The organism is Streptomyces amritsarensis, from assembly GCF_001953875.1.
GTDB classification, from domain to species: Bacteria; Actinomycetota; Actinomycetes; order Streptomycetales; family Streptomycetaceae; genus Streptomyces; species Streptomyces amritsarensis.
This window is the reverse complement of record NZ_MQUR01000035.1, coordinates 15,193-38,365: the sequence shown is the minus strand read 5'-3', so window position 1 is coordinate 38,365 and position 23,173 is coordinate 15,193. Positions and strand designations below refer to the sequence as shown.

Here is a 23,173-nt window from a genome sequence, read left to right as displayed (position 1 = left end):
GGGGCCCCGGTGTAGCCGAGGCGGCGTGGACGTCGATGACGATGCCGCCGGTGGTCGCCGCCTTCTCGCGGGCCTTGACCCTGATCTGCGGCCAGCGCTTCTTCACCTCGCGCTCCAGGCGCGTGGCGAGGTCGGCCCGCGGCTTTTTGGCCTGGCCGGCGACGTACCGCTCCACCTGCCGCTGCGAGCTGCCGAGCGCCTCGGCGACCGACTTTGTCTTCTTGAGCTGCTTGACCAGGTACCGCATCTGCGTGCCCGCACCCTTGGGTGCCGGGCGGGTGAACGCCTTCTGCACCGCCTGGTCCAGGCCGTCCCCGAACTCCGTGGTCATCGCCTGCCTGTTCTCTTGCTCGACGTTGTCGGCGTCGGTGATGTTGCCGTCCTTGATGCCGGGCGAGGTTGAACTCCGGGACGTTGGACTTCTCCCGGACCTCTTCGCCCCACAGGACGCTCTGGACCCTCGTGCTTGACCAGGCCGGGGTTGCTGCCGAGCTTGAAGCCGCCGGGCAGCGGCTTGCCCTCCCGGTAGGGCAGGAATTCCAGGGGGCGCGGTCCGCCGGCGGCGTAGACGACGCAGTCGGACAGGATCGCGATCGGGTACTGGCCGGTGAACGCCGCGTGCTTGACGATCTTGCGGCGCAGGTTGATCCGGGTGCGGGAGATGACCGCCGCGCGGATGTCCGGGCGCCAGGTCGGGCACCCCTGAGCCCACGCGACGGCCCGCACCAGGCCGCCGCACCGACCCGCGGCAGCACCGGTCTGCACCCCCAGCGGTACACCCCGTCGCGCGCGCGACGCCCTGATGCGACCTGGTACCGACGCCTGCCACGACTGCGCCGCCGCCGAAATCCTGGCCCAGGCACTGGGGCTGGGATCCGGCTACACCTGGGCAGTTCCTTACGGATCACCCCACTGCCCTGAGCTGTCGGGTGCTGTGATGGCTTCATGCGACCTGAGCATTGTGTGACCAGGAACCACATCGAGGTGTGGCATGAACGTGCGCTGCCGTCGGGGCCGGAACGGATCAGGTTCTGGGCGCTGCTGCGCGGCTCGATCCTGCCGATCCTCGTCTGGACCGGCGTCGCGTGCTTCGCGTACTTCGTCTACAACCCGCTCGTAGTAATGGTCCTCGGTGGGCTCTTCGGGTTGTCGTTCATCGTGGGGTTCGGGCTCCGCCGCATGGCAAGGCACTCGGTTCGCTGCAGCGTCTACGGTGCGCTGGGGGGCGTGCTCGACAAGTCCATGGCCGGGTTCTGAAGCGTTGCGGCGGAGGGGGTGCGTCGTTGTCTTGAGCGTGCTGGCCGATGCCCAGTGGGCCGGGATCGAGAGTTCTGGTCCTCAGGCACCGGCGACACCACCGTGGCGGCCGCGGTCAGCACGGCGGCGCGCGGGGCGACTTCCTCGGCTTGCTGCGGCCGCGCCCGGGTTCCGTGAGGCGTGCTTGTCGCCTTTTGGCGCGGGTAGGGCTGGCGTGCCGGGCGTTCGACCCGGCACCCACCCTGGAAGGGGCTCGGATGGGCAAGCACAGGAAGAACATCGAGAGAGGGGGCGGAAGGCCCTCGGGTACGTCGTCACCGGCGACGAGGCGGCCAGCGAGCTGACCTTGTTCTTTATGGTCTGGCCTGGTCGCGTTCGAGGATGGTCTCGGGGCGTCTGACGGTTTTGCCCATGTCGTAGCGGGTGGCGGGCTGCCGGCTCTTCGAGCCGAGGGGCCGGCCGGGGCCTGGCCGGTTCGGTTTCGGTGCACGTGCCGGGCAGGGTAGGTGCGCGCGGGGGTTCCCAAACCCGGCGGACTCGGGGCGGGGTGAGTCGGCCGGGCTCGGCGGGCTTCTCAAGGGGCGGCGGAGGTCCTCGGCCAGCGGACGGGCCGGACGGAGCTGGGGGTGGGCGGTGATGATCAGCCACGCCCGGTCCGGAAGGAGGTCGGTTACTCGACTGACAGAACGAATACGACGAAGGCCAGACATCCCAGGACCGCGGCCACCACAGCACCCACAGCGACCGTCGCCGCACCGTAGACCAGCACCTTGAACCAGAACTCCCGCAGCCTGCCAACGGCCGTGTCGGTGCGCCAGCCTGACGGGACGTCGATGCGACCTTCGGCGAACTCCAGTGTGGCCCTGCCCACGTCCTCGGCATGAAAGTAGTAGGAGGTCGGGCCTGACCCCCACGTGCCCAGGCTCTGCCCGCTCGACGTGCGGACGCGGACATCCGCCCGACGAGCAGCGTCCGGCAGCCACGCTTCACGCACCGGCCACAGCTTGGCGACCTTCCTGCTACTCAGCCACTCCTGCTCCTCGCGCTCCGACTCGGGTGCACCAGGATCCGGCGTACTCGGCACGCTTTCCCCCCTCGACGCGGCAGACCTCCAGTACACACCCGTCCTCCAGCCCACCGACAGACCACGGCATGCCGCTTCCGGGTTGTCGGGCAGGGCGATGTCGTCCGGGCGCCCGCCCAGCAGCCGGGCCCGGGGGCCCGTACACGGAGTCGGTCCGCTCCCGGTCGGCCGCCTCATGGCCGCCGATCGCGGCCTGCGGCGTCTGGCGCGGCATCAGGCCCGTGCCCGCGTCGTCGGGGCGGATCCGGTTCGCCGTGCCGGGGGTGTCCCGGCGGATCGCCTTGATGTCCAGCGGGGAGGGCGAGGGGAGAGGGAGGGGCGGGCGGGTGCGCCGGCCGGTGTTCGGGGTGTCCGTGACCGGTGTCTACCCCGCCGTGCCCCGGTCCGCCGCCGCGTGTGCGTCCCGTGAAGCGTTTGGTGGGGTTTTGGGGAAACGATGGCGGTCCTCGCCAGGATGGACACGTCCGCATCACCCACTGATGTGAAGGAGATTCCCATGAAGAAGATCCAGGTCCGCAAGGCCGGTCCGGTCCGTCTGACCTCCTCGGCGTGCCAGGTCTACACCAACCCCAACTGATCCTGGCCCAGTTGAGCACCGGCACCTGATCGGCCGGGGCCCGGCGCCGTCGTGCCCCGGACCGCCCGAGGCGACTCGGGCCGTCCGCCGGCACGACGGTGCCTGACGGGCGGCGTGCCCCGCCCGCAGCCGGTCCGGACCGCAAGCCGAGGGAGGCCCCATGCCGGAGCACGGCATCCGCAGTGCGCCAGACACGCCCCTGCCGTTCCACCCGCTGGTCTACCTGGAGGACGGCGAAGAGGTCACCATCGGGCGGCCCGACACGGACTCCTACGGGATCTTCCCGGTCGACGGCGCCCACCTCGTGCGCCGCCTCGAGGCCGGCGCCACCCCGTCGCAGGCCGCCCACTGGTACTGCGCCGAGTACGGCGAACAGGTCGACATCGACGACATCATCGGCGCCCTGCGCGAACTCGGCTTCGTCCGCGAGGAGGGCGAGGAGCCCGCGCAGACGGGCCCGGTGCGCTGGCAGCGGCTCGGCCGCGCCCTGTTCTCCCCGCCCGCCTGGATCTGCTACGGGCTGATCACCGCCTGGGCGCTCTGGCGCGTGATCCGCTCCCCGGACCTCGTACCGGCCGCGGAGGACATGCTGTTCAGCGAGTACTACGCCGTCATCAGCCTGGTCATGCTGGTCGCCGCGGTTCCCCTGATCGCCGTCCACGAGGCCTTCCACGCCTTGGCCGCCCGGCGTCTGGGCCTCGGCTCCAAGACCAGGCTGTCGCACCGCTTCTACTTCCTCGTGGTCGAAACGGCCCTGGACGGGCTCGTCGCCGTGGAACGCCGCAAGCGCTACCTGCCGATCGTCGCCGGGATGGTCGCCGACGTCGTCCTCGTCTGCCTCCTCATCACCGTCGCCGACGCCGCCCGCGGCCCCGGCGGCGGCGAAACCACCGCCAGCCGCGTCTGCCTCGCGGTGGCCTTCGCCGCCGTGCTGCGGGTGCTGTGGCAGTTCTTCCTCTACCTGCGCACCGACGTGTACGTGCTGATCACCACCATGCTCGGCTGCGTGGACCTGCACACCACGTCCGTACGCCTGCTGCGCAACCGCTTCCTGCGGCTGCGCGGGCGCACCGAGGGGCTGGCGGACGAATCCCTGTGGCACCCCGTCGACCGCCGGGCCGCCCGCTGGTACTCCTGGCTGATCGTGGCCGGCTACACCTTCAGCCTCAGCACCTTCCTGCTGGCCCTCGCCCCCGTCTTCGTGGAGATGGTCTCCGGTGCCGTCAGCCGCTTCGGCGGCGAGGGCTCCAGCTGGGTCGAGCTGCTGGACTCCTCGGCCTTCCTCATCATGGCCTTCTGGCAGACCGCCCTCACGATCTGGATCGCCGCCCGGGAGCGCCTGCGCGGCCGCGCCTCCCGCACCCGCCACGTCATCGGCTGACGGGCGCCTGCCGGCGGCTCGGCCCCCCGCCTCGACGGGCCGCGCCCGCCCGGGTGTTCGCTTCGCGTCGGTGACCACCCGCTTGGCCAGGGCTCCGGCCGCGATCCTCGACCGGTCCGCCTGCCACGCCGCCTCGCCCAGCAGGCGAACCGGCTCCCCCCTGTCCCGCAACGCGGGAGCTGCGTATCCTCCCCGGCCCGAAGGCCGCGGTATCCACGAAGGAGTCCTGATGACCGGCCACTACTGGATCGCGGCGCCCCTGCGCCGCGAACGCGACCGTCTGCGGGCCGGACTCGGCCTGCCCGCCCCCCTGGCCGTGGTCGACGCGCACCGTCGGCTGCGCGGCCCCTACTCCGCGGCGGGCGCCCTGCTGCGCCAGGTCGCCCCCGAGGCGCTGCGCCGCATGCCCGAACTGGCCGGCCGCCACTACATCGAGCTCCAGGAGAGCACCCCGGAACTGGCGCCCCTCGTACCGCAGATGATCCGCGCCCTGGAGAAGCTGGCCAATGCCCCCGGCGAGGCCAGCCGCTACCCGGCCCGGCTGCACTCGCTGCGCGTCTCGCACGGGATCGTGGACTTCCTGCTCGCGGCCCTGCCCGGATCCGGGGACGGCCCGCGCACCCTCGTCGTGGAGAACGTGCAGCACGCCGACGTCACCGACCACGAGTTCCTCGCCGCCGCCCTGCGCCGGATCCCCGCCGAGCTTTTGACCCTGGTCGTCGCCACCGACACCGCGGAGCTCGAAGATCCGCCGGGCATGGTCTCCGTGTCCCTGCCCGCGGAACTCGCCGTGCGCACCACCCGCGTCCACCGCCCCGGGGCCCCCGCGGGCGCCGAGCCCGACGGGCCGGCCCCCGACGGCGCCGGGTCCGGCAGCCTGGCCGAGGCCGCCGCCCGGTACGTGGACGGCGACTGCATCAGTGACGAGCCCGCACTGCGCGCCGCGTACGAGGCCCTCACCGGCCCCGAGCGCGCTGCCCTGCACGACCGCCGGGCCGAGGAGGTCGCCGCCCGCGCCGAGGAGGAGCCCTCGCTCCGGCTGGGCACCCTTCCCTACCACCTGCTGCGCGGCAGCGACGGCGACGGCGCCGGACTCGACGCCCTGCGCTGGGCCCAGCTCCGCTGCAAGTACCTGGGCCTCTATCACGCGGCGGCCGAGATGGGCGAGGAGGGCCGCCACCGTACGGGCCCCGACGTCCGGCCGGACCTGTGGTGGCCTTTCACCCGCGAGACGGGCGTGTGCCTGGCGGCTGCCGGACGGCCGGAGGAGTCCGCCGCCGTCCAGGAGGAGGCGCGCTCGCAGACCACCCTGCCCAAGCACCACATGAGCCTCGCCTACGAGACGGGCATGCTGTACGCCCGCCACTTCCCGCCGGAGCTGCGCGACGAGCGCAGGGCCCGCGCGTACGTCAACCAGGCCATCGCGATCTCGGACCTGCTGCCGGACCTGAAGGAACGCGCCTTCTTCTCCGTGTTCAACCGCAACGGCCTGGCGCTGGTCGAGGTCCGCGCCGGCCGCCCCGACGAGGCCCTGCGGCTGCTGGACGAGGGCATCGAGCGGCTCGACCGGGAGCTCGGCATCGGAGAGCGGACCTGGCACCGCGTCGGGCTGCGCTACAACCGCGCCCAGGTCAACGGCATGAGCGGCCGGCTGGAGGACGCTCTGGAGGACTACGCCTCCATCATGGAACTGGACCACGACTTCGCCGACCACTACTTCAACCGCGGAAGCATGCTGCGCCGGCTCGGCCGCATCGAGGAGGCCATCGCCGACTACGAGCGGGCCATCACCTTGGAAGCGCCCTTCCCCGAGGTGCACTACAACCGCGGTGAGGCCCGGCTCGAACTCGGCGACCTCGACGGCGCGCTGGCCGACTTCGACCGGGCCCTCGAACTGGAGCCGGGCAACCTGGAGGCCCTCCTCGCCCGCGCGGGCCTGCTGGCCGACCAGGGCGAGGCCAAGGCGGCCCTGGCCGATGTCGAGGCCGGGCTGCTGGTCGACGCCGAGCACCCCCATCTGCTGTGCCTCCAGGGCCGGTTGTGGGGGGAGGAAGGGCGTACGGCCGAGGCCCGCGACTCCCTCGACGCGGCCCTGCGCCACGATCCGGAGCTGGCCGAGGCCTGGGCGATCAAAGGCGAACTCGCCTATGTGGAAGGCGACCTGACCGCCGCACTGGCCGATTTCAACCGGGCGGTGGAGCTGGAGGCCCGGCCCGAGTTCCGGTTCAACCGGGGGATGGTCCACGAGGCGGCGGGCAGCCTGGTCCAGGCGGTGGCCGACTTCGACGCGGTCCTCGCCGTCACCGACGACGAAGAGGCCCGCAGCCGCCGTGAGACCTGCCTGCGCGCGGCCGAGCGGGCGCAGCCGTAGGGGCCGGGGTGGACCTCCGTCAGCAGGAGAAGCAGCAGGAGCGCCAGGAGATGCAGCGGGAGCGCGGGGCCGGCGGGGCCGCGTCCGGGGCCGCGTCTGGGGCCGTGTCCGGGGCCGCGTTCACCGAGGCCATGTCGCGGCTGGTCTCGGGGGTGGCGGTGGTCTGCGCCCGGCGGGGCGACGGCCGGCCCTCGGGGCTGCTCGTCTCCTCCGTCTGCTCGTACAGTGCGGACCCGCCGTCGGTGCTCGTCGCGCTGGCGCGCACCTCCCGCACCTGCCGGGAGATCACGGCCGAGCCGGACGCGTACTTCGGTGTCCACCTGCTGGCCCGCAGCCACGCGGCGCTGGCGAGGACCTTCGCGGGCAGCTCCCGGGACAAGTTCGCCGACGTGCTCTGGGACTGGGACGGGACGGTGCCGCGGCTGGCGGGCGTCCCGGTGTACGCGAAGTGCCGTGCGGGGGCGGTGATCCCGCACGGCGACCACGTGATCGTGGTGGGCGAGGTGGTCGGCTGCGCGGTGGCGGAGGACGATCCCCTGGTGTACTTCCGGCGGCGGCTCGACTGGAGCCTCGGGGGCTGAGCGGGGCGGGCGGGCAGCAGGGTGGGTACGCCGGTACGCGGAGCGCGCGTACCGGCGTACTGCTGTCTGCGGGGGCTGGTGTACGGCTGCGTGCGAGTGACGGTCGTGCGAAGCCGCAGCTGTACGTACCCGCAGCCGTACGTACCCGTGGCCCTGTGGATGCGCGGTCGTGCGGCCCTCAGCGGCCGAGCGCCGCGGGGTGGAGTGCGCGCGCCGGGCGGCAGCCGTCGTGCCGGGTGTTGTCGGGCCGGGCCCCGCTGAGCAGGGCCTGCTGGGCCGCGCGCAGGCCCGGTCCCGGTTCGATTCCGGTGTCCTCCACCATGGCGCGCCGGGCCCGGGTGTAGGCGTGCAGGGCCTCGGCGCGGCGGCCCGCGGCGGCCAGGGCGAGCATGAGCTGCTCGTGGAAGTCCTCGCGCAGCGGGTGGCGCGCGCACAGCTCCTCCAGCTCGCCGACGACCTCGCGGGCCCAGCCGCTGCAGATGTCGGCGCCGATCCGGTCGTGGACGAGGGCGAGCCGCTCCTCTTCGAGCCGGACGGTGTAGTGCGCGGGCAGGCAGGCCGGTCCGAGGTCCTCGAAGGGGGTGCCCCGCCAGAGGGCCAGGGCCCGGTGAAACGATTCTGCCGCGGTGGTGCAGTGGCCCGCGGCCCGCAGTTCCCGGCCGCGCGCGGCCAGCGTGCGGAACCGGTCGAGGTCCAGCTCCCCCGGCTGTACGCGCAGCAGGTAGCCGTTGCCGGAGGTGAGCAGCAGCGGGTGCCTGCGGGGGTCGCCGCCCCCGCGGCTGTGCTCGGGGGCGAGCACACGCCGCAGCCCGGACACGTACATCTGCACGGTCGCCACGGCCGAGCGCGGCGGCCGGCCGTCCCACAACTCGCCGATCAGGGAGCGGATCGGGAAGCGGCGGTTGGCGTGCAGCAGCAGCAGCGTGAGCAGGGCGCGCCGCTTCAGGGAGCTGGGCGTGCACGGCACCCCGCCCCGGCGGACCTCCAGGGGCCCCAGGATCCGGTACGTCGGCCCGTCGGCCGGCCCGCCCCCGCCGGTCGGGTCTGGGACGGGCCGGGGACAACCGGGTAAGTCGGGGTCCGCCGGAGGGCCGTGGACGGGATCTGACGAGGATCTTTCGGTTCTGGCCAGCATTGGTCTGCCACCCCCGCGCTACCGGCGCCCTCGGGCGCACTGTCCTGTCGGCACGCGGTGGGGCTCACCGGCGCTCACGACAATGGATACGGGATCCCGCGAGAGGGTGTCAGGGGCACGAACCAGCCAACTTCCAATAAAAATAGATGAATTGCGAACCGGCAGCCGTCCTCGGTCGTATGCCCGCCGCATATCGGCCAATCATCGGGGCGCCCGGCCCCGGCTCGGGTCTTCTCCTTGGCAGGGGCCCGCCGCAGGGTTAGCGTGCCTCGATCTCCTCCCGACACGCACGCACTTCCCGATCGTCGACCGCCGACCACGGCCCTGCCGACCGGTCCGTTCGACCTGCCGTGAGAGGGCACCCAGCCATGTCCGCACGTCGTACCGCCGCGGCGACCGCCACCCTGGCCGCCGCCGCACTGGCCTTCCCGCTGCTCCTCGCCGGCCCCGCCGCCGCGGGCGCCGAAGACCCGGGCCGGGCCGCCGCCCGCGGCGCGGCCCTGGCGGCGCAACTCGTCCGGGAGTCCACGGCCGAGGACGCCCTGCGGCACCTGCGGGTGTTCCAGTCGGCCGCGGACTACAACGGCGGCAGCAGGGTCGCGAGTTCGAAGGGCCACGAGGCCTCGGCCGCGTACGTGGAGGGGGTGCTGCGCAACGCCGGCTACCGGACCTCCCGCCAGGAGTTCGGCTTCGTCTACACCGAGGACCTCGCCGAATCCCTCACTGTCGACTCGCCCACCCCGCGCGAGGTCACCGTCCAGCTCATGGCGTTCACCGCCCGCAGCCCCGAGGGCGGGGTCACCGGGGAGCTGGCCGTGGTCCCCGTCGACGCCGACAACACCCACGGCTGCGAGCCGGGCGACTTCGCGGCGGGCGCGTTCACCGGCAGGATCGCCCTGGTCAAGCGTGGCGGCTGCTCCTTCGCCGTCAAGCAGGGCAATGCCCACGCGGCGGGCGCGCTCGGCGCGATCGTCTACAACAACACGTCCGGCAAGATCAACGGGACCATCGGGGACTCCTCCCTCGCCCGCATCCCCACCGGCGGGATCAGCCAGGAGGACGGTGCGGCGCTGACCGCGGAGGCCGCCGCCGGGCCGGTGACGGTCACCCTCGACATCCACGAACTGCGCGAGAACCGCCGGAGCTTCAACGTGGTGGCGGAGACCCGCGGCGGGGACGCCGCCGACACGGTCCTCCTCGGCTCCTACCTCGACTCGCCGCACGGCACCCCCGGCATCAACGGCAACGGCTCCGGCTCGGCCGGGCTCCTCCAGGTCGCGCTGAAACTCGCCAAGTCGCAGGACAAGGTGGGCAACAAGGTGCGGTTCGCCTGGTGGTCGGCGCAGGAGTTCGGCGTGGCGGGCTCGCATGCGTACCTCTCCGCGCTGACGCCGGAGCAGCGCGCGCAGATCCGGCTCTACCTGAACTTCGAGACGATCGCCTCGCCGAACGGCGCGTTCTTCGTCAGCGACGGGGACGACTCCGACCGCGTCGGCGCGGGCCCCGGCCCGGAGGGCTCCGCCCAGCTCGAGAAGGGCATCACCGACTTCCTCGATGCGAAGGGCGTCCCGCACGAGGGCACCGACTTCGTCGGCCTGTCGGACTATGCGCCCTTCCTCGCGGCAGGCATCCCCTCGGGAGGCACCTTCACCGGCTCCGACGGCCTCAAGACCGAGGCCCAGGCAGCCAGATTCGGCGGCCGGGCGGGCACCGCGTACGACGTGAACCACCACACGCCCGGCGACGACCTCGCCAACATCGACATGCGTTCCTTCGACGTCAACATCGACGTCATCGCCGACGCGGCCGGCCGCTACGCGCATGACCTCGGGGCCCTGGGCGGCAACTGACCCGCCCGATCGCGGAGTGCACCGCCCCCGCGGCGCCGCCCGCGGCGTCCCGTGGGCCCTGCCGTGCCGCACGGCGGGGCTCAGGAGGCGTGCCATCCGGTGAGGAGGAGGGCGGTGGCGTCGCCGCTCAGCCGGTGGTCCCGGTGGTGCCGGTGGTGCCGGTGGGTGAGCACGTCATGGACCAGGCGGCGCAGGGCCTCGGGGATACACCACCGCCGTCGCCGGTGTTCCAGTGCCAAAGACTCGTGCGCTGGTGGCCGGTTGGGTCCTCCACCGATCGGCAGCACCTGCGGCACCGCGGCCGCGGCCGGCGCCGGTGCGGCGGAGGGAACGGCCGCGTGCGCGGCCGTGGGCAGGGAAAAGGCAAGGGCGGGGACAGCGGCCGTGACGACGGACCGCTTGGTGATCACCATGGGCCGGTGTGCCGACACCGCACCGTCACCAACAGGCCGCCCCGGCCCGTTCACCCATCCGAGCACCCCGGTTCACCGGCGAGACGCCACTGCACCCGCTGCCTGGCCGGACGTGCGCCGGAGACGTCGTCCTTGCGCGGGCCTCCGCTGCGGGTGGAGCTTCAGGCCGGCCTGCCGGTTGTCGGCGGCACCCCGGCTCTCCAGCGCGCCCCAGTTGAGCAAGAATGCGGGGCCGGCAAGAGCCCGCAGCCGGTCGCAGGCGCGCCGTGCCGGGCTACGAGTACACCTGCCACCAGGGGTCCGCCTCAGCGCGAGCCACTTCGGCGTCGTACTGACTCGCATCGAAGTGGAGCTCCGGTGGCGGGTAGGGCATGGCGCTGCGGCCCACCTCCCAAGGCACCTCCCAGTCCGACCACTGCACGATCTCCCCAAACCGCTGCACGACGACGGCCGCGAAGCCGCAGCAGCCGCCGGTGCACTCCGGTTCCCCCAGCTCCAGGCGGCGCGCCTCACCAGTCGCCCGGAGAGGGCTGGGGCGGTCGGCCGGCAGCGCATCAGCCGCGTACGGTCCGCGGCCGCCGTCGCCGACCGCCGCTTCGACCACGTCCTCACTGTTGACCCAGAACCGCACCTGGGCACGGAACCGGGGTCCCGGCGGCAACACCTTGATCTCCAAGCGATCGAACATCAGACCACCCTACGGGGCGCGCCGGCGACGGCGCCCGCCCCGGCCGACGCCGACCGTCGCTCGGAGACGGGAGGGTCCACGGGCGCCTCCCCTTCTCGGTTCTGGCACAGACCCTGACACTTCAATGGCACTCCGCAAAGTGCTCGACCAGCGCCGAGCGGGTCATTGGCGGCTCACCGTCCGGGTCACGCCCGCGACGATCGTCGTCGCCAGGATCCAGCCGGTGATGATCAAGGTGTACGACAACCACTGGTGCCAGCCGACAGGGGCGAATGCCGACTCCTGGCCGAAGCTGATGATCGGCAGGAGCAGGTCGAGGGTGTAGAAGACGGGGTTGAAGGCAGGTCCCTCGCCTGCTTTGACGGGTTTGGGGTGGTCCAGGCCGTACGCGATCGACCCGATGGCCATGAGCGACAGCAGACAGACGGCCGCGCGCAACGGGCGGAAGCCGTAGCCGACGATGCCGTCCTGGAGGTACCCCCACAGGCGTCCGTACCAGGTGAGCGTGGTGCGCCGGCGGCGCTGCTTGGCAAGTTGGACGAGTCGGGCCGCGTCGTCGTCACCGACGTGGCGGTAGGCCGCCGTCAACTGCTCGTAGCCGTACGGCTCATAACGGTCGCCGTCCCGCTCCAGCATCGGAAGGCGCCTCTCGGCGGGCTCGTGCGGGGTGAGTACGGTGTAGGTGAGATTGCTGATGAACACCTGGTCCGGCAGGATCTCCGGTTCGACGTTCATGATCTCAATTCGAGAACGCCGCAGGTTCAGGGCACCCTCGATGCGATCGCCACCGAGCAGCCAGAGTTCACCGATGACACAGCTGCTGGCCCGCAGTGCCGTGCCGCCCCGGTGCGACAGGTGGGCGTGGAGCAGGTCGAGGCGGCCTGCTATGCGCGAGCCCCGGAGCTCGACCCCGCCCTGCGCACGCACGCGCCGCGCCCGTACGTGGGCTCCCACGTTGAGGTTCTGTGCGTCCAGTGCGGTGCCACCGGGCTGGTTGAGTTCGGCGTCCTGCACGTTGATCCGCCCGGCGACGGAGGCGCCGGTGAGTCGTACCTGTCCGTTCGCGCGCATCTCCGGCGCCCACAGGTCGGCACCGATCACGGCCTGGTTGAGCTGCAGCACCGGCTCGGAGTCGTCCGGCGCCGTGAACTCCGTTTCCTCCATGAACAACGCCCCGGAGACCTGCACCCCGCCGAGCCGCACCGGCCCCCGCATACGGCAGCCTGTCATCCGCAGCACCCCGTCGACCCTCAAGGTCTCCGCGGTCAGGCCCGGCAGAACCGACTTGCTCAGATTGAGCTCGCGCAGCTGGGCACCGTACAGGTCGGGAACGCCGTCGAATCGGCAGTGGCTCAGCCGGATGGCGGCATCGATCGTGGCGTGTTTCAGGTCCAGTACACCGGTGATCCGCGCTCCCGTGATCTTGAGCGCGGCGATCTCTCGCTCCTCCTGCGGGGCCTTGATGAGCAGGGCCCGCAGCACGCTCGCCCGCACGGTCCGCTCGGCGCCCCAGGCGTTGGCGAGCGCCGGATCCTCCTCCTCGGCGGCGCGAAAGTCCACGGACTCCCCTCGCGGGAAGGCCCGCCATATACGCGCTTCCGCCGACGTCAGATCATTGGTCTCGCTCACACCGGGACTCTGACGTGCCGCGTTCGAGCTGCCACTTGTCGCACAGAGAACGCCATTCTGCCCAAATCCCCCGTCCCGCCCGGCCATTACCGAGCCCGGCCCACCAATTTATCAACTGCGGGTCCATCATGATCTTCACCGCCTCTCGAGCAGTGCCGAGGACCTCGCCGCGCCGTCCTCAAGGCGTTGGTCCCCGACGCGGTCTCGTCTCACGCGAACAGTCCCTCGCGATCGAACATCGAGGTAACACTCGGCACCGACTCCCCAGGATCCCTCGCGGGGGCCCAGGCGACCCGCTCGCGGGCGCGGGTGCGGTAGCGCCGTCGTGTCCCCGTACCGGCGATCGGTACGGGGACACGTGGTGGGCGGGTGTCAGCGGCCGGCTGCGATCTGGGCGGCGGCGCCGCCGATGCCGTTCCAGCCGGAGCCTGTCCAAACGGTGACCGCGGAGCGGGTCGGGGTGAGGCCGTAGATGTGGGTGCCGCTCAGGGCGAAGTGCGCACCGGCGCCGCCGATCTGCGTCCAGGAGCCCGGGGTTCCGTTGAAGCGGAAGACGTCGCCGTCGTGCGGGTCGGTCGCGACCATCGACGTCCCTCCGGCGTACAGGGCGGCTGCGGGGCCGCCGACCTGTTCCCAGCGGTCGCCGCTCCCCGTCCAGCGCATGACGGCCGGCCGGTCGGGGGTCAGCCCGTACAGGGCGTTGTTGTTGACGGCGAAGGCGGCGCCGGCGTTGCCGATGCGGGTCCAGGAGTTCGGGGTGCCGTTGTAGCGGTGGATGCTGCCGTCGGCGGGGTTGGTGGCGAACAGGCCTGCGGCTGCGGCGTGGATGGTGGTGGCGGCGCCGCCGATCTGGGTCCAGCCAATGCCGCTGCGGATCCGCCCCGGAGGGCGGCCCGCGGATGCGAGCGGGGAAGCGGGGCGGGGCGCGGGCGCGGGCCGCCGGCCCAGAAGGGTCCTGGGGGCCCGAAGGGTCCGGGGGCTCAGCGGCTGTCGGCGAGTGCGGTGCGCAGCCGGTCCAGGCGGGAGGCGGCGCGGGTCGCCCAGTCGTCACGCAACTGCAGCGGTACGCTCACCGTCACCCCGCTCTGCACCGGGTCACGTATCTCCACGACGAACGGGTCGGCGACGCGTAGCCGCAGGTATGCGCTGCGGCCTGCTGCGGGCCAGTCGGTGACCGATCCGTCCGGCGGCGCGCCGTCCTCCTCGGCGACGGCGCGGGCAGCGAGGAAGGTGGTGAGGTCCGCAAGGTCGGCGTCGGTGAAGTGGACCGGCAGGCGTGCGCCGACGAAGCCGGTCTCGATCACGATCTCGGCCTCGTGCCAACCGTCGTAGCGCCCACCGCCGGCCGCGTTCTCCAGCTCCACCGACACGCTCCGCCCGCGGTCTGCGAACCGGATCACCTCGAGATCTCCCACCCGTTGCCGCCCCTCCTGCGAATCCACTCCGGCGTGCCGGCCGCCCCTGTCGCCGACCACCGACCACCGACCACCGATCCGCAGCATCCTGGCATGGATCTCCTACGCAGCAGCCGTCCGTGCCGCCTCGTTCCTCGCCGTCGGCTGGGTCTGGAGCCGGGCGTGGCATCCTGCCGGTGAATTCTGCGCGAAAGGCACCGCAGGCCCAGCCAGAAACGCCCCGCGCGCGCCTGCGGCGGGGCCCTTGCGCTGCTCCGCCGCCGGGAGCGGCCCTCCAGAACGGCGGCCTCGGCAAAGCCGGGGACGCGACCACCTGAGACCTCAACATATAGGGTCTGACCTGCGCTTTTACCGTCAGATACCTAGGATGGGCATGCACCGGTGACAGCGTCCGGGCTGCTTGGGCGGCTGCCGTCACCAACACGCTCAGGAGCCCAGGGAGGGTGCTTCATGACCGAGACCGGCAACCCCAGTCAGCCCGCGAACGTGCACGAATACACCAGCAGTCACATCCAGATACTCGAAGCCCACGAGGCGATACGCAGGCGCCCCGGCATGTACATCGGCTCGACCGGAGAACGCGGCCTGCACCACATGGTGTTCGAGGTCGTCACGTACGCCGTGAACGAGCACCTGGCCGGCCACGCCGACACCATCGACGTCACGATCACCGCGGACGGCGGCGTTCGCGTCACGGACAACGGGCGGGGCCTGCCCGTCGAGGTGGAGGGGCCCACCGGCAAGTCGGCCATCGAGCGCGAACTGACCGAGCTGGCCTTCGGCTCCAAGCCCAACACCGGCTACCAGGTCTGCGGCGGCCTCAACGGCGTGGGCCTGTGCGTGGTCAACGCGCTGTCGAGCTCTCTCACGGTCGAGGTGCACCGAGACGGTCACCGCTGGACCCAGACATACGAGAAGGGCACGCCGATCACGCCCTTGACGAGGAACGAGGAGACGGACGAACAGGGAACCTCGATCGCGTTCTCACCCGACGCGGGCATCTTCGAGACCACTTGCCACTCGTTCGCCACGCTGTCGGAACGCCTCCGGGAGCTGGCCTTCCTCAACGGGGGCCTGGCCATCTCCCTCACCGACGAGCGGCCGGAGCGGCCGGTCCGCCACCAGGACGCGGACGGCCTTCGGGCCTACGTCACCCACCTCAACCCCAGCCCACCGAATCTGGTCCACTCCCCCGCCATCGCCTTCGAGTCGGAGAACGAGGATGCGACGATCTTCGTGCAGACCGCCATGCAGTGGAACACCTGGTCCACGGGAGGGTTCCACTCCTTCGCGAACAGCACCCGCACCCATGAGGGCGGCACACACGAAGAGGGCTTCCGTACCGCACTGACGGACGTCGTCAACGACTTCGCGCGCCGTCAATGTCACCTGCGCGCAGAGGACGAGGACATCACCACCGAAGCCATCCACGAGGGCCTGACCGCGGTCGTATCCGTAAAACTCGCCCACCCCGTCTTCGACGGCGCCACGAGGACCAAGCTCGGCAATCTCGAAGCCAAGGCATACGTCCAAGAGGTCGTTCGCACACACCTCCCCGACTGGTTCGACCACAACCCGAACGAAGCCGCAGCCATCATCCGCCACATCCTCAACGCCTCTACCTGAGGAGGAAGGGCCCGACGAGGGACCCTCCGCAGGTGAGCGGCACCCGGGTCAGCGAGCTTCAGCAGGCCGTGAGCTCTGCGCAGTTGTGACGGGGCGCTTGGGTTGGCGAGTTGAGCACGCTACTCGGCAGCCATGGCCGGGAGTGGCCGCCAGCCGGCGGGGACGTCGCGCATAAGCAGAGCGCAGTCCAGGGTCGCGCTCCCCGGTGGGAAGCAGTCCGGGTCGTCGAAGAAGGACGACGCGGCGGAGCGGACCCGGCCGGCTTCGACGTGCCAGGCGTTGGTCCGCAGTTCCATGCCATCCAGGTGGCGGCCGGCGGCGGTGGCCGAGAAGCCCTTTGCCCCGTCTCGGAAGAAGCGGGAAGCCTCGGCAAGATCGGCGAAGAGCTCGCTGCCTCGCAGCTCGTCGGAGAGTTCGACGGTGACATCCACTCGGGTGTCACCGTCCCGGGTTTCCAGTGCGACGCGCATCCGACCGGGCGTCTCGTGCACCTCGAAGTCGGCTCGGCCGTGTTCGCCGGGGAAGAGGCGGCCTCCGGCCCAGGCGTTGAGCCGCGAGGCGGTGTCGCGTCGGGGAATGTAGACGCCGGTCTCGACGCCGTCCGGTCCGTCCCACTCGACGGCGATTCGATGTGCCGCGTTCTCGCTCCGCAGACCGAACGCCTTGGGTGCCCAGGCCGGCCGGACACTTCCCAGGCGCAGCAGGCAGATGCCCGCAACCGCGTAGCCGTGCACCAGTTGGGGGCGCAGTGGCCCGGGGAGCAGGCGTGCTGCGGCATCGGGGGCGACTCGGTAGTTCACCAGTAGCCGTCGTTCAATGACGCTGGACAGTCGCGGCTGCCTCATGATCCCTCGTTCTGCGCCCCGGCGCGCCATTTGGTGTGGCGAAGCACGATCTGCTCGGGGCAGACGGCGCTGAGGAACCGACCGATGCTGGTGGCCAGGCGGTCCTCGGCCAGCGTGTAGAGAATCCGGTTGCCCTCCCGTCGCTCGGTGACCAGTCCGGCTCCCTTGAGCACGCCGAGATGTCGCGAGATGGAGGGCGCGCTGATCGCGAACCTGGCCGCGATCTCGCCGGCGGCGAGTTCGCCGCCTCTGAGGTCCTCGAGGATCTGTCGCCTCGTCGGATCGGCGAGGGCCCGGAAGGCTCCCGCCTCATCCTGAGCTTCTGTCATGCTCGATATTTAGCATATTAGCTAAGTATCTAACAAGGGGTTCGCGACCTCCGCCAGGAGTGTGGCCGGCCGCTGCGGCTCAGCCCGCCAACTGGGCCGTTTCCCGGCGCGCCCCTCGGTGAGTCCTGCGATCGGAGCAACGCGGCAGGCGTGCACTGGTCCATGCGGGTGGCCTCCGGCGGCCGGACCCGTCTGATGCGGACTCGGTGGCGAACCCCCGCAAGACATCGGCCTGCCCGGGCCGACGCATCCGATCTGGGAGAACGCATGCGATACCGCACCGTTACCGCCGCCACCGCCGTCGTCCTGGCCGCTCTCTGCGCGGCTCCCGCGCTCGCCGCGGCCGGCACCGAGCCACAGACCCTGCCCGCGGTGGAGCGCAAGGGCGGCCTGAGCGCGATCGGTCTGACCGGGGACCAGCGCCTGGTCGAGTTCGACGTGGACAGGCCGTCCAGGACCTGGTCGCTGGGCAAGGTCTCCGGGCTGCGGGGTGACACCAAGCTCGTCGGGATCGACTTCCGCGTGCAGAACGAGATGCTGTACGGCGTCGGCGACAGGGGCGGGATCTACACCCTGAACACCACGAACGCCAGGGCCGTGAAGGTGTCCCAGCTGACCGTCGCCCTGGCCGGCACCGTGTTCGGGGTCGACTTCAACCCGGCCGCGAACCGGCTGCGGGTCATCTCCGACACCGGCCAGAACCTGCGCCACAACATCGACGACGCGGCCGCGCCGCTGACCACGACCGTCGACGGGACCCTGACGAACCCCACCACGCCGCCGTCCACCGCGAGGGGCGTCACCGGCGCCGCCTACACCAACAACGACCTGAACGCCGCCACCGCGACCTCGCTGTTCGACCTGGACACGATGGCCGACCGGATCTCCCTGCAGTCCCCGGCGAACGCCGGCGCCCTGGCTCCCACCGGCAGCCTCGGCGTCAACGCCGGCCTGGACTCCGGCTTCGACATCCACTACGACGCCGCTGCCGGCACCAACCACGGCTTCGCCGCCCTCGGCACCGGCGGCGGCTACCGGCTCTACGGCATCGACGTGCTGACGGGCAGGGCCACCGACAAGGGCGCCTTCCCGAGGAACCAGCAGGTCACCGACCTGGCCCTGCCCATCGACCAGAAGTAGCCGACCCCGCTCGTGCCGGTGGCCCGGCACCTCCGAACTCGGAGGTGCCGGGCCACCGGGCGTTGCGCTCGCTCCCACTCGAGTTCCGCGCCGTTCGGCGCCTGATGGGCTACTTGGGCATCAGGACGGTGTCGACGATGTAGACGTTGGCGTTGGCCGTCTTCACATTGCCGCAGACCACGTTCGAGGTGTCGTTGACCATGTAGGACTCCCCGGAGCCGGAGGTGTTGACCATGCCCTTCTGCAGGGTCTCGAAGCTGCCGTTCTCCAGCTGCTTCGGCGTGAGCTTCTGGCCGACGACGTGGTAGGTGAGGATCTTGNNGGTGATGTCCTTGGCGTTGTTGAGGGTGTCGACGAGGCCGGCCTGCTTGACGGCGGCGACCAGCGTGGACAGCGCCGGGTTGTTGGAGGCGGCGGTGGCGACCGGGTCCTTGGCCATGCCGTCGAACGAGCCCGCGCCCTCCTTCGGGACACCGGCACAGGCCGTGCCGAAGGGCTCGTCGCCGGTCGCAGAGTCGCCCTTCGGGCTGCTTGCCCCGGTCTTGGCCTCATCACCGGCAGCTGCGGGAGGTGCTGCCTTGGTGTCGCTGCCGGAGTCGGAGCAGGCGGCGAGGGAGAGGGGCAGCACGGCGGCTGCGGCGACGGCGATCGCGGTACGGCGGATCTTCAGGCTGTTCATGATCAGTTGCTCCCCTTGAGCTTCTGTCGGTCTGTCAGGGTGGGTCAGGTGGGTCAGGTGGGTCGGGGTGGTGCTACCGGGCCGGGCCCTGGGTGGGCCGGCCGGGGTTCTGGGGGACGGTGACGAAGACGCTGTGCCAGCCGCTCGCCCCGTCGGGGATCGTCCGCGCCCGCTGCTCGGTCTGGACCTGGCCGGTGCCGTCGGTGGCGCGGACGGTGATCGTGTGCCCGCCGGGAGTGGCCTGCCAGGGGTAGGACCACTGGCGCCAGGTGTCGACGCCTGCTTGGACAGCCAGGTCGGCGTCCTGCCAGGGGCCGTCGTCGATGCGGACCTCGACGCGGGTGATGCCGCGGCCCTGGGCCCAGGCGACCCCGGCGACCGTGACCGGGCCGGCGGCGGGGCGCGCGAAGGGCTTGGGGGTGTCGATGCGGGACTGGGTCTTGACCGGTGCACGGCGGGCCCACTTCCGCTTCACCCAGTACGGGTCGTAGGCGTCGAAGGTGGTCAGCTCGATGTCGGTGATCCACTTGCACGCCGACACGTACCCGTACAGGCCCGGGACGAGCATGCGGACGGGGAAGCCGTGGTCGAACGGCAGCGGTTCGCCGTTCATCCCGACCGCGAGCATCGCGTCGCGGCCGTCCATGACGTCCTCGACGGGCGCGCCGAGCGTCATCGCGTCCACGGAGCGGGCGACCAGCTGGTCGGCGTCGCCGCCCTTCGACGGCGGTTTCACCCCGCATTCGGCGAGCAGGTCGGCCAGGGGTACGCCGAGCCAGCGGGCGTTGCCCAGGTAGGGGCCGCCGACCTCGTTCGAGACGCAGGTCAGGGTGATGTCCCGTTCGATCAGCGGGCGTTGCAGGAGTTCGTCGAGGGTGTAGGTGCGGGGGCGGGGGACGCCCTTGCCGTGGAGGCGCAGCCGCCAGGTGCCGGCGTCGACCATGGGGACGGACAGTGCGGTGTCGACGCGGTAGAAGTCCCGTACGGGCGTGGTGAACGGGCTGATGCCGTCCACCTTCAGCTGGGTGCCGGCCGGGACCGCGGGAGCGGGGGATGCGGGGGCGGGCAGGCGGAGGGCGTTGCGCGAGGTGACGGCTCCCTGCCCCCGCTGCCCGGACAGCACCTGGCCCAGCGCTCCGGCGGTGGCTGCCGCGGCCGCGGTGGCGGCAGCGGCGTTGAGGAACCCCCGCCGGCTCGGGCCGGACCCGCTGCGGTCGGCGCTGTGCGGCGTGCCGGTCGGGTCGGCTCTGCCGGCGAGGATGTGGAGCACGGCGGCGCCTGCGACCGCGCCGGCCACGGAGGGCAGGGCGTCCGCCGCCCCGGCGCTGTCGGGGCGGCTCAGGGCGGCGGCCGCACCGATGATCCCGAACAGCAGCACCCCGGCCGCCCCCGCCCGCCGGTGGCGGAGGGCGAGGATGCCCAGGGCGATCGCGAACAGGCCCAGCAGGACGAGGATGCCGAGCTGGAGGACGAGCTTGTCGTGCTCTTTGAAGGTGCGGATCGCGAAGTCCTTCACCGCGGCCGGAGTGCGGTCGATGACCGCGCCCCCGACCACGGTCACCGGTCCGGCCGCGGGCCGCACCAGGGCGGCCGTCAGCACGGCCACCGCCAGCGCGGTGCACCCGGCCAGCAGGCCGGACAGGGCCTTGAGGCCGGCCCGGGTGACGGTGGTACGGAAGCTGCTCACATGCGCCATTCGGCGGCACCCGTCAGGCGGATTGGCCTGTCACCCGAACGAATGAGTCCCCGCGTGGGAAGGGGTCGGCGTCGCGGTCCGGAACCGCGTGGGCAGCCTCCCGGGGGCGCTGGTTCACCGCGGCCGAGGGGCGGGCGGGGGCCCGGGCGGCGTCCCGAGGCCGCCAGGTGCGGTGCCCGAACCGGCGAGGAGGACTGGGCGCGGAACGGGCCGTGGGAGGTGTCGGCCGGGTATGGACGCCGGTGAGCGACAGAGGAAGCGGCTCCGGTGGCGGCCTTGGCCGGCTCGCGCGATGTGGTGGCTGCGGTGGCTGCGGTGAGGGCGCCGTGGTGTCCGCGTGGAGGGGGTGGCGGGCGGAGCGGTGAGGCGGGCCCGGGTGGGGTGCTGCGAGCCTGGGTGGGGTGCTGCGGGTGGCGGTTGCCGGCCTCCACCCGCAGCGGGGCCGTTCCGGCGCGCGGTGTGTGTGCGGCGGGAGGTGTCAGTGTGCCTCCCGCCCGCGCGGCGGAACGGGCCGCCGGTCCCCCGCACCCCGTCTTCTCGGCGGCGGACCGGGGTCTTCAGCGGTGCCGGGTCAGGCGTTGATGCAGGTGTTGCCGAACGAGGGGTTCAGCAGGCCGATGATGCTGACCGTGTTGCCGCAGGCGTTGACCGGGATGTGGATCGGGACCTGGATCAGATTGCCCGAGCCCACCCCGGGCGAGTACGCGGCCACGCCCTGCGCGCCCGCGTCGGCCGCCGCCAGCGAAGCACCGCCGATCACCACGGCACCGGTCGCAGCGGCCACCGCCAGGCTCTTGAGGACACGAATCGTCATCTTCTGCCTCCATCAGGAGAGGATTCCCGGTCGTGCGGAGGTCCCCCACGGCCGGTGAGGGTCCGTGTGAATGCGGGGCCCTCACCCCGTCCTTCGCACTCCCCCGGCCTGCGGCTGGGCCCAGGCCCGCGGGTTCACCCGGGCGGGCGAACGGCACGCCGTGCCGGCCTGGATCGGCTGACGGCTGACGGCTCACGGCCCGCGCTCCGGCGTCTCCGTGAGCTCCTGGACCAACCTCCGCTTCGGGGCCTTCTGGTGGGCGGGAACAAGCCGCCCGCGCCCGGGCCGGGCCCCCACCCACCGGCCGGATCCGCGTTTTTCCCGTGGGAGGGGGCCTGCGCCCCGACCGCGACCGCGCCCGGCCGCACCTGAGGGTGTGGCCGGGCGCGGTGCGGTACGCGTCCGTACCCGTGCAGTACCGCTCCCCCGCGCTCGATGCGCCGAGAGCCGGCCGCGCGGGCCCGGCGTGGCGAAGCGGGGTCAGTGGCTGTGGGAGTGGCCGTCCTGTGCCGGCTCGGCGGGGGCCTTGGACGGGGGGGCCGACTCGGCGGGAGCCTGGTCCGGCTTCGCGGGCGTCCCCGTCGTGGAGCCGTGGTCGTGGCCGCCGCCGGAACCGATGGCGCCGGCGAGGGTGATCATGCCCAGCCAGGTGAGGGCCGAGATGACGACGACGACCGCTGCGAACGGGCTGACGAGGTGCCGCCAGCGGCCTTTGGAGTCCTTGGCGACGAACGCAACGTACGACATGAGCAGGCCGATGGGGGTCATCCAGGCGCTGCGCTCGGGGAACTGCTCGAAGTGCTGGATGCCGCCGCCGACCATGCCGACACCGAAGGACAGCAGCAGGGAGAACGCGACCAGAGAGAACGCCTGGCCCACGGCGGGACGCTCATCAGCCAGAACGAACTCGTTGACGATGGTGCCCAGGAGGAACACGACGGCGCCGACGCCGCAGATGATCGCGTACAGCGAGGGGTCGATCGGGTAGTGGACGACCGCGCCGGCGATGAGGGCGGCGCCCATGAAGTAGAGCATCTGGCCCGTGTAGCGGGCCGGGAGCGACTTCTTGTCGAAGGCGGGGCGGCGATGCCTCGTGGGGGGATTCTGGCGGCGCTCGGGTTCGATAACGGTGGTCACTCGGGTCGTGCCTTTCGGATCTTGACGGTGAGGGCATGCAGAAGTGCGCCGGCACCGGTGGTGCGGCGTCACGCGGGTGCAGCTCTCAGCAGCGCAGGATCGAAAGTCGGTGAAGGCAGGGCGGGTCGCCGGTGCGGCTGGTCCAGGAGTACGTGCGTGCTGCCCAGGGGCGCAGGACTCCGTTGGTGCCGACGCGCCTGAGGGCGAATGTGAAGAGGGCGGCGACGATGTACAGCAGCGCCAGGCAGCTCTCTTCGACTCCGCCGTGGTCGCATTCGCCGTCCGGGCCGGGCGGGCCGTGCAATGGTGCGGCGGCGTCGGCGGGAGCGGCGTGGGAGTGCGTGTGCGCGGTCGTCGCAGGTGCGTCCACGCGCGGGATCGCGGTGGCGTGGCCGCTGTGGACGGGCTGGTGGGAGGCCAGGACGTGCATCGCGAAGAGGGCAAGTACCACCGCGAGGAGGGTCGCGCGCAGCAACGCTCCCTTGGGCCGGCCGCGACGGACGTTGCCTGAGATCACGCCTCACGA

General features: G+C 71.9%; 21 protein-coding genes and 3 pseudogenes. 7 read left to right on the top strand and 17 right to left on the bottom strand.

Translation table 11 applies throughout. From position 1 onward, the window contains the following. Positions 1-79: 79 nt before the first annotated feature. Both tpg and AVW11_RS38395 read right to left on the bottom strand, forming a co-directional pair. Positions 80-331, bottom strand: a pseudogene (gene tpg / locus AVW11_RS39275) (telomere-protecting terminal protein Tpg); the annotation flags it as partial. An 18-nt stretch (positions 332-349) separates the two neighbouring features. Beyond that, positions 350-696 (bottom strand): annotated as a pseudogene (locus AVW11_RS38395) (telomere-associated protein Tap); the annotation flags it as partial. A 267-nt stretch (positions 697-963) separates the two neighbouring features. On the opposite strand from AVW11_RS38395, the gene AVW11_RS16895 reads away from it, so the two are divergent. Next, positions 964-1,257, top strand: a complete 294-nt coding sequence (locus tag AVW11_RS16895) for a hypothetical protein (protein WP_225884471.1) — start codon at positions 964-966, stop codon at positions 1,255-1,257. 353 nt (positions 1,258-1,610) lie between these two features. Here the strand turns inward: AVW11_RS16895 and AVW11_RS39100 are convergent. Both AVW11_RS39100 and AVW11_RS16885 read right to left on the bottom strand, forming a co-directional pair. Beyond that, positions 1,611-1,904, bottom strand: a pseudogene (locus tag AVW11_RS39100) (NF041680 family putative transposase); the annotation flags it as partial. A gap of 23 nt (positions 1,905-1,927) precedes the next feature. Continuing rightward, complete coding sequence (locus AVW11_RS16885; RefSeq protein ID WP_076044534.1) at positions 1,928-2,341, bottom strand: hypothetical protein; 414 nt, start codon at positions 2,339-2,341, stop codon at positions 1,928-1,930. A gap of 737 nt (positions 2,342-3,078) precedes the next feature. On the opposite strand from AVW11_RS16885, the gene AVW11_RS16880 reads away from it, so the two are divergent. The 3 genes from AVW11_RS16880 to AVW11_RS16870 all read left to right on the top strand — a co-directional run bounded on the left by AVW11_RS16880 (position 3,079) and on the right by AVW11_RS16870 (position 7,251). Continuing rightward, positions 3,079-4,299, top strand: coding sequence for a hypothetical protein (locus tag AVW11_RS16880; protein WP_060180742.1), 1,221 nt, complete (start codon positions 3,079-3,081; stop codon positions 4,297-4,299). Between the two features lie 229 nt (positions 4,300-4,528). Further along, positions 4,529-6,670 (top strand): tetratricopeptide repeat protein, encoded by a 2,142-nt coding sequence (locus AVW11_RS16875; protein WP_076044484.1) that lies wholly within the window; start codon positions 4,529-4,531, stop codon positions 6,668-6,670. An 8-nt stretch (positions 6,671-6,678) separates the two neighbouring features. Next, positions 6,679-7,251 (top strand): flavin reductase family protein, encoded by a 573-nt coding sequence (locus AVW11_RS16870; protein WP_079250654.1) that lies wholly within the window; start codon positions 6,679-6,681, stop codon positions 7,249-7,251. Between the two features lie 178 nt (positions 7,252-7,429). On the opposite strand, the gene AVW11_RS16865 is transcribed toward AVW11_RS16870, so the two are convergent. Further along, the gene (locus AVW11_RS16865; protein WP_076044482.1) at positions 7,430-8,218 is read right to left on the bottom strand and encodes an AfsR/SARP family transcriptional regulator; all 789 of its coding nucleotides are present in this window, start codon (positions 8,216-8,218) and stop codon (positions 7,430-7,432) included. A 536-nt stretch (positions 8,219-8,754) separates the two neighbouring features. On the opposite strand from AVW11_RS16865, the gene AVW11_RS16860 reads away from it, so the two are divergent. Then, positions 8,755-10,236 carry a M28 family peptidase gene (locus tag AVW11_RS16860; RefSeq protein ID WP_076044480.1) on the top strand — a complete coding sequence of 494 codons (1,482 nt, stop codon included), beginning with the start codon at positions 8,755-8,757 and terminating at the stop codon, positions 10,234-10,236. Between the two features lie 80 nt (positions 10,237-10,316). On the opposite strand, the gene AVW11_RS16855 is transcribed toward AVW11_RS16860, so the two are convergent. From AVW11_RS16855 to AVW11_RS16835, 5 genes are all read right to left on the bottom strand, one after another. After that, complete coding sequence (locus AVW11_RS16855; protein ID WP_076044478.1) at positions 10,317-10,649, bottom strand: hypothetical protein; 333 nt, start codon at positions 10,647-10,649, stop codon at positions 10,317-10,319. Positions 10,650-10,923: 274 nt separating this feature from the next. Next, the gene (locus AVW11_RS16850; RefSeq protein ID WP_076044476.1) at positions 10,924-11,337 is read right to left on the bottom strand and encodes a hypothetical protein; all 414 of its coding nucleotides are present in this window, start codon (positions 11,335-11,337) and stop codon (positions 10,924-10,926) included. 162 nt (positions 11,338-11,499) lie between these two features. Continuing rightward, on the bottom strand, positions 11,500-12,966 hold the full coding sequence (locus AVW11_RS16845) for a membrane-associated oxidoreductase (RefSeq protein WP_076044474.1): 1,467 nt from the start codon (positions 12,964-12,966) through the stop codon (positions 11,500-11,502). 372 nt (positions 12,967-13,338) lie between these two features. Then, complete coding sequence (locus tag AVW11_RS16840) at positions 13,339-13,629, bottom strand: hypothetical protein (protein ID WP_060180760.1); 291 nt, start codon at positions 13,627-13,629, stop codon at positions 13,339-13,341. Between the two features lie 317 nt (positions 13,630-13,946). Next, positions 13,947-14,366 (bottom strand): DUF5959 family protein, encoded by a 420-nt coding sequence (locus AVW11_RS16835; RefSeq protein ID WP_158076138.1) that lies wholly within the window; start codon positions 14,364-14,366, stop codon positions 13,947-13,949. Positions 14,367-14,831: 465 nt separating this feature from the next. Here AVW11_RS16835 and AVW11_RS16830 point away from each other — a divergent pair, with 465 nt between their 5' ends. Then, positions 14,832-16,007: an ATP-binding protein gene (locus AVW11_RS16830; RefSeq protein WP_076044470.1), complete on the top strand. Its 1,176-nt coding sequence runs from the start codon at positions 14,832-14,834 to the stop codon at positions 16,005-16,007. Between the two features lie 119 nt (positions 16,008-16,126). On the opposite strand, the gene AVW11_RS16825 is transcribed toward AVW11_RS16830, so the two are convergent. Both AVW11_RS16825 and AVW11_RS16820 read right to left on the bottom strand, forming a co-directional pair. Continuing rightward, positions 16,127-16,852, bottom strand: coding sequence for a DUF2071 domain-containing protein (locus tag AVW11_RS16825; RefSeq protein WP_060180765.1), 726 nt, complete (start codon positions 16,850-16,852; stop codon positions 16,127-16,129). Continuing rightward, positions 16,849-17,181 carry a metalloregulator ArsR/SmtB family transcription factor gene (locus AVW11_RS16820; protein WP_060180767.1) on the bottom strand — a complete coding sequence of 111 codons (333 nt, stop codon included), beginning with the start codon at positions 17,179-17,181 and terminating at the stop codon, positions 16,849-16,851. Before AVW11_RS16820 ends, AVW11_RS16825 begins: the two co-directional genes overlap by 4 nt. Before the next feature lie 267 nt (positions 17,182-17,448). Between AVW11_RS16820 and AVW11_RS16815 the strand changes: the two genes are divergently transcribed. Continuing rightward, entirely contained in the window at positions 17,449-18,321 is an 873-nt protein-coding gene (locus AVW11_RS16815) for a DUF4394 domain-containing protein (RefSeq protein ID WP_076044468.1), read from the top strand. 109 nt (positions 18,322-18,430) lie between these two features. Here the strand turns inward: AVW11_RS16815 and AVW11_RS16810 are convergent, their stop codons facing one another. From AVW11_RS16810 to AVW11_RS16790, 5 genes are all read right to left on the bottom strand, one after another. Next, a complete protein-coding gene (locus tag AVW11_RS16810; protein ID WP_076044466.1) occupies positions 18,431-19,000 on the bottom strand; it encodes a fasciclin domain-containing protein in 570 nt (189 codons plus the stop codon). 73 nt (positions 19,001-19,073) lie between these two features. Continuing rightward, positions 19,074-20,696 (bottom strand): sulfite oxidase, encoded by a 1,623-nt coding sequence (locus AVW11_RS16805; RefSeq protein ID WP_076044464.1) that lies wholly within the window; start codon positions 20,694-20,696, stop codon positions 19,074-19,076. Between the two features lie 571 nt (positions 20,697-21,267). Next, a complete protein-coding gene (locus AVW11_RS16800) occupies positions 21,268-21,510 on the bottom strand; it encodes a chaplin (protein WP_030852724.1) in 243 nt (80 codons plus the stop codon). Positions 21,511-21,990: 480 nt separating this feature from the next. Beyond that, positions 21,991-22,647, bottom strand: coding sequence for a hypothetical protein (locus AVW11_RS16795; RefSeq protein ID WP_076044462.1), 657 nt, complete (start codon positions 22,645-22,647; stop codon positions 21,991-21,993). Between the two features lie 85 nt (positions 22,648-22,732). Further along, positions 22,733-23,164, bottom strand: coding sequence for a DUF6153 family protein (locus tag AVW11_RS16790; protein WP_143568856.1), 432 nt, complete (start codon positions 23,162-23,164; stop codon positions 22,733-22,735). Between the last annotated feature and the right edge of the window lie 9 nt (positions 23,165-23,173).

Excerpts from the sequence above, each read along its gene's own strand:
- AVW11_RS16800 (WP_030852724.1), bottom strand. The coding sequence starts at position 21,510 with ATGACGATTCGTGTCCTCAAGAGCCTGGCGGTGGCCGCTGCGACCGGT.
- AVW11_RS16860 (WP_076044480.1), top strand. The coding sequence starts at position 8,755 with ATGTCCGCACGTCGTACCGCCGCGGCGACCGCCACCCTGGCCGCCGCC.
- AVW11_RS16850 (WP_076044476.1), bottom strand. The coding sequence starts at position 11,337 with ATGTTCGATCGCTTGGAGATCAAGGTGTTGCCGCCGGGACCCCGGTTC.
- AVW11_RS16880 (WP_060180742.1), top strand. The coding sequence starts at position 3,079 with ATGCCGGAGCACGGCATCCGCAGTGCGCCAGACACGCCCCTGCCGTTC.
- AVW11_RS16825 (WP_060180765.1), bottom strand. The coding sequence starts at position 16,852 with ATGAGGCAGCCGCGACTGTCCAGCGTCATTGAACGACGGCTACTGGTG.
- AVW11_RS16830 (WP_076044470.1), top strand. The coding sequence starts at position 14,832 with ATGACCGAGACCGGCAACCCCAGTCAGCCCGCGAACGTGCACGAATAC.
- AVW11_RS16855 (WP_076044478.1), bottom strand. The coding sequence starts at position 10,649 with ATGGTGATCACCAAGCGGTCCGTCGTCACGGCCGCTGTCCCCGCCCTT.
- AVW11_RS16805 (WP_076044464.1), bottom strand. The coding sequence starts at position 20,696 with ATGGCGCATGTGAGCAGCTTCCGTACCACCGTCACCCGGGCCGGCCTC.
- AVW11_RS16840 (WP_060180760.1), bottom strand. The coding sequence starts at position 13,629 with ATGCGCTGGACGGGGAGCGGCGACCGCTGGGAACAGGTCGGCGGCCCC.
- AVW11_RS16815 (WP_076044468.1), top strand. The coding sequence starts at position 17,449 with ATGCGATACCGCACCGTTACCGCCGCCACCGCCGTCGTCCTGGCCGCT.
- AVW11_RS16875 (WP_076044484.1), top strand. The coding sequence starts at position 4,529 with ATGACCGGCCACTACTGGATCGCGGCGCCCCTGCGCCGCGAACGCGAC.
- AVW11_RS16820 (WP_060180767.1), bottom strand. The coding sequence starts at position 17,181 with ATGACAGAAGCTCAGGATGAGGCGGGAGCCTTCCGGGCCCTCGCCGAT.